We start from the raw sequence: 4,807 nt of genomic DNA, 5'->3' as shown, positions 1-4,807 counted from the left end.
TGCTGAGCGCTATCCACCAGCCCATCGAGCGCTGACGTGCCGAGGTTCGCTGCGCGGGCAGGGCCTGCCAGACCGTGTAGGCCGCGAGTCCTGTGTAGATGACCGACCAGATCGAGAAAGCGGGGGTAGCGGGCGCGAGCAGGGTCGCATCTGCGGCGAGCGCGCCGCCCTGGGCCTCGGCGATCGGTGTGCCGCCGAAGACCCCGACACCCACCATCGCGGCGATGAGCATGAACACGAGCGCAGAGATCACGACGATCTGGCGCACGAGATCGAGGCTTCGCGCCTCGGTCGGCTGTCCGGGAATGGTCATTTCCTCAGCCTATGACGGGCCCTGCGGCGAGGCACAGCGTCGAGGGACGGTTGACAATTCAGTCTGCGCGGTGTCACGGCCGGGGTCGGTGCCCGGAAAACCGCGGGCGAGGTCAACCCCGGGCCGCGCAGAGACTGAATCGTGAACGCCGTCGACGCGGCTCGGACCGAACTCGCGTCTCAGCGGAGCGGCCCCACGACCACAGCGGCCTCGCACGGCACGACGGCCTCGCCGTCGGCGACGAGCGCCGTGGCGTCGGTCGTCAGCAGAATGACGCGGCCGGGCGCGACGTCCCACGACACGGCCTCGCCCGTGAGGTTCACGAGCACCGACAGATCTCCGCGTCCGAGCGCGAAGGCGCGCGCCCCGACCTCGCCCGAGGCGCCCTCCGCCGATTCCGCCCGCAGCTCCGCGAACGACGGGTCGGTCAGCTCGGGCCATGCACTGCGCAGGGCCGCCAACTCGCGATAGAGCTGCAGCAGACGCGCGTGGTCGCCCCCGGATGCCTCGGTCCAATCGAGCTTCGACCGCTCAAACGTCTCGGGGTCCTGCGGGTTGGGCACCACCGATTCATCCCACCCCATGCGGGTGAACTCCTCGAGTCGGCCCTTCGCCGTCGCCTCGCCGAGCTCGGGCTCGGGGTGCGACGTGAAGAACTGCCAGGGCGTCGAGGCGCCCCATTCCTCACCCATGAAGAGCATCGGTGTGCCGGGTGCGGTCAGGGTCAGCACGGCGGTGACGGCGAGGCGCCCGTACGACAGCGACTGCGAGAGTCGGTCCCCGGCGGCGCGGTTGCCGATCTGGTCGTGGTCCTGAGCGAACGTCACGAGGCGCCACGTCGGCACCTCGGCCGGGATCGGGAAGCCGTGCTCGCGCTCGCGGAACGACGAGTACGTGCCGTTGTGGAAGAACCCTTCGGTCCAGACCTTCGACAGTGCGTCCAGCGCACCGAAGTCCTCGTAGTAGCCGACGGTCTCGCCGCTCACGGCGACGTGCGTGGCGTGGTGCCAGTCGTCGCTCCATTGCGCGGTCAGTCCATACCCGCCCGCTTCGCGCGGCAGGATGAGCTTCGGGTCGTTCATGTCGGACTCGGCGATGAGCGTCAGCGGCCGACCCAGGTGCGCCGAGAGGGCATCGGATGCCTCGGCCAGCTCTTGCAGGATGTGCTTCTCGCCGCTGTCGAGCAGCGCGTGCACGGCATCCAGGCGCAGCCCGTCGACGTGGTATTCGCGCAACCACATCAGGGCGTTATCGACGATGTACGACCGCACGGCGGGCTCGTCGAGGTTGATGGAGTCGCCCCAGGTGTTCCGCTCGCCGGTGCGCAGGTACGGTCCGTACTCGGGCAGGTAGTTGCCGCTCGGCCCGAGGTGGTTGTAGACGACGTCCTGGATGACCGCGAGCCCGACGGCATGGGCGGCATCGACGAAGCGCTGGTAGGCGCGCGGTCCGCCGTACGCCTCGTGGACGGTGTACCAAAGCACGCCGTCGTAGCCCCAGTTGTGCACGCCGTTGAAGCCGTTGACGGGCAGCAGCTCGATGTGGGTCACGCCGAGTTCGATCAGGTGGGGGAACCGCTCGATTGCGGCCTCCAACGTCCCCTCGGGCGTGAAAGTCCCGATGTGCAGTTCGTAGATGATCCCGCCCGCCAGTTGGCGACCCGTCCAGTCGGCGTCGGTCCAGGCGAAGTCGGCCAGGTCGACGTGTGCGGATGCCTCGTGCACACCCCGCGGTTGGCGCCGGGCGCGCGGATCCGGGCGGAGCGCGCCGCCGTCGATGACGAAGCCATACTCCTCGCCGTCGGCGAGTTCGACATCACGCGACCACCAGCCGTCCGCGGCGCGTTCCAGCTCGACCTCCGTCGCGTCCCCCCGGCGCAGTCGGACCTGGCGTGCGTTCGGTGCCCAAACCTCGATGCTCATGTTCCCAGCCTGTCATCCGGACCGGAATCATCCCACCTCTTGACGCGTCCCTCCACCGCCAGTAGCGCCCGCGCTCCGGCGACGCGCGCGACATTTCACGAGATCGATACATCCCGGAAAATCGCGGGGCGGTTTGCGTCGACAACATGGGTTTCTATCGCCTGACAGAAACCCGACCGTCGCACCCAACGTTCTCACCAGGGAGTCGCCATGATCATCTTCGGAGTCGCACTGACCGTGCTCGTGATTCTCGTCGTCGGGATCGTCGTGGCCAGACGAATAGACGGCGATAGCGCCAACTTCCTCGTCGCGGGCCGGCGCCTCGGCGTTCCACTCGTGGCGGCGTCACTCACGGCCGCGGCCGTCGACGCGAACGCCACCGTCGGCAACACCGATCTGACGGCCGACTTCGGATTCTGGTCGGGCGCGTCTCTCGCGCTGGGGCTCGCGATCTGCCTGACCCTCGTCGGCTTGTTCCTCGCGAAGCCCCTCAACGCGATGAAGCTCTTCACCCTCGGCGACTACTTCCGCATCCGCTACGGCCGCACGAACGAGGTCTTCGCGAGCGTGATCATGGTGGTCGCGTTCACGATCCTGCTCGCCGGCAACCTGGTCGCCTGCGGGTATCTCATGGAGCGGTTCGCCCGCATCCCCTACGCGTGGGGTGTCATCATCGCGGTCGTGCTGGTGCTGTCGTACACGATCGCGGGCGGGCTCGTCTCGGACGCCTACACGGGCGCCATCCAGACCACCATCACGGTCGTGGCATCGGTCGCCCTGTTGATCTGGACGGCCTTCAGCTTCGGCATCATCATCCCCGAGGGCATGGGGCCGTTCGACTTCGAGCAGCTCACGAGCGCCGAATTCGGGGCACCGATCAACTGGGCCACCCTGATCGCGCTCGGCATCGGCGACATCGTCGCCATCGACTTCATGCAGCGTGTGTTCGGCGCCCGCAACCCGCGGGTCGCGCGCCGCGCCTGCCTGAGCGCCGCCGCGCTGACCGCCGGCGTCGGCATCATCTTCGCGCTCGTGGCACTGACCGCATCCGCTACTCTCGGTCTCACCGCCGCCGACGGACCGGTGCTGTACCAGTTGCTGGATGGCTGGGCACCGCCGCTGCTGTCGATCCTGGTGCTCTCGGGCATCGTCGCGGCCTCGTTCTCGACCGCGTCCGGCGCGATCCTCGCGACCTCGGCCGTGACGGTGCGCAACATCTTCCGCGTGCGTCGACCGGCCGACTCCGAGCGCGACCCGCTGCTGCGCTGGACCCGCGTGGCCATGTTCCCGGTCGTCATCATCGGTTCGCTGCTCGCGATCCAGACCAGCCAGACCGCGATCCTGCTGACCCTGGCCTTCGACCTGATGCTCGCGTGCCTCGCCGGTCCCTTCATCATCGGCATCTTCTGGAACCGTCCGGGCCGCAACGCCCTGTTCATCTCGGCCGCCGTCGGTCTGGTGGTCCGGATCGCACTGCTCGGCGTGCAGCCGACGCTCTACGGGCTCGAGAACAACATCTTCTACATCCCGAACACCCTGTTCGACACGAGCATCGACGGATGGGCGACGCTCATCGCCTTCGCCGTGAGCCTCTCGGTGTTCTTCCTGGTCTCGTGGCTGTCGCCGCGGACCGAGGCCGAACTCGGCGACGAGCGCGATGCCGTCGAGGCGCTGCGACTCGAGCAGAGCGACGTCCTGGGCGAGGCCGCCGAGACGGACGCGACGACGGGCGCTGCATCCGACGATCCCGTGCGGGCCTGATCACGGTCGGGCCCACGGCCCGCGCCGGTCTGCCTCAGCCTGCGTCTTCGAGCAAGGCGCCTTCGACCAGGCGGAGGCAGGCCGCCGCGATGCGGTCGGGCAGGTCGTCGGGTACCGCGCCCTCCTGGCGGAACCGCACGACGACATCGACCAGCTGAATGCAGCACGTTCCGAGAAACAGGGCGTCAGCGCCCGGGCTGATACGCGCCGCCAGCTCGCCGTAGATCCCGATGAGCTCGTCGCGTGCCTCGCGAAACGGCGCGAAAGCCTCGCCCGCGATCTCGGGAGAGAGGTACATCGTGCCGATGTTGTGCGGCTCGGCGAGCAGCGTCTCGACGTCGGCGCGGGCGAGGGCATACAGCGCCCGGCGCGCATCCGTCTCACCCAGATAGTCGGAAGCACGATCAAGCGTCGGACGAATCGACGCCTGCAGCAGCTCGAGCAGGATCTCTTCCTTACCCGCGAAGTAGTAGTACATGCTGGCCTGCCGCATGCCGGCTCGCTCGGCGATCCGGCGGGTGCTCGTGGCCGCGTACCCCCGTTCGGCGAAGAGGGACGCGGCGGCATCAACGAGCTGCTGGCGGGACTCGACGCCGGGCTCGCCCGGCTGGAGGCGCGGTCGGCCCGGCATCGACGTCGTCATCCCTCTATTCTGCGCTCTGATCCCGGCGGAGGTAGGCCATCCATCCGCCGTGCGCGCTGATGTCCGGCGCGCCCTCGAACGCGACGGGCTCGGCGAGGAATCCGGCCACGCTCGTGCCGTCCTCGAGCGCGACCCGCCCGATCGTCATGGGCTGTGGCAGCGCCGCGA

4 protein-coding genes and 1 pseudogene are annotated in these 4,807 nt (G+C 68.6%); 1 reads left to right on the top strand and 4 read right to left on the bottom strand.

Going from position 1 to position 4,807, the window contains the following annotated elements:
* Both MIC448_RS11030 and treZ read right to left on the bottom strand, forming a co-directional pair.
* Positions 1–313: pseudogene (locus MIC448_RS11030) on the bottom strand (tryptophan-rich sensory protein); the annotation flags it as partial.
* Positions 314–492: 179 nt separating this feature from the next.
* A complete protein-coding gene (gene treZ / locus MIC448_RS11025) occupies positions 493–2,235 on the bottom strand; it encodes a malto-oligosyltrehalose trehalohydrolase (RefSeq protein ID WP_036299530.1) in 1,743 nt (580 codons plus the stop codon).
* 210 nt (positions 2,236–2,445) lie between these two features.
* Between treZ and MIC448_RS11020 the strand changes: the two genes are divergently transcribed.
* Complete coding sequence (locus MIC448_RS11020) at positions 2,446–3,996, top strand: sodium:solute symporter family protein (RefSeq protein ID WP_051513640.1); 1,551 nt, start codon at positions 2,446–2,448, stop codon at positions 3,994–3,996.
* Between the two features lie 34 nt (positions 3,997–4,030).
* Here the strand turns inward: MIC448_RS11020 and MIC448_RS11015 are convergent, their stop codons facing one another.
* Both MIC448_RS11015 and MIC448_RS16730 read right to left on the bottom strand, forming a co-directional pair.
* Positions 4,031–4,639, bottom strand: a complete 609-nt coding sequence (locus MIC448_RS11015; protein ID WP_036299528.1) for a TetR/AcrR family transcriptional regulator — start codon at positions 4,637–4,639, stop codon at positions 4,031–4,033.
* A 4-nt stretch (positions 4,640–4,643) separates the two neighbouring features.
* Complete coding sequence (locus MIC448_RS16730) at positions 4,644–4,799, bottom strand: hypothetical protein (RefSeq protein WP_373457230.1); 156 nt, start codon at positions 4,797–4,799, stop codon at positions 4,644–4,646.
* Between the last annotated feature and the right edge of the window lie 8 nt (positions 4,800–4,807).

It is taken from the genome of Microbacterium sp. C448 (assembly GCF_000582705.2).
Lineage (GTDB): Bacteria > Actinomycetota > Actinomycetes > Actinomycetales > Microbacteriaceae > Microbacterium > Microbacterium lacus_A.
Note: the sequence above shows the minus strand (reverse complement) of the source record. Positions and strands in the feature narration are given on the sequence as shown.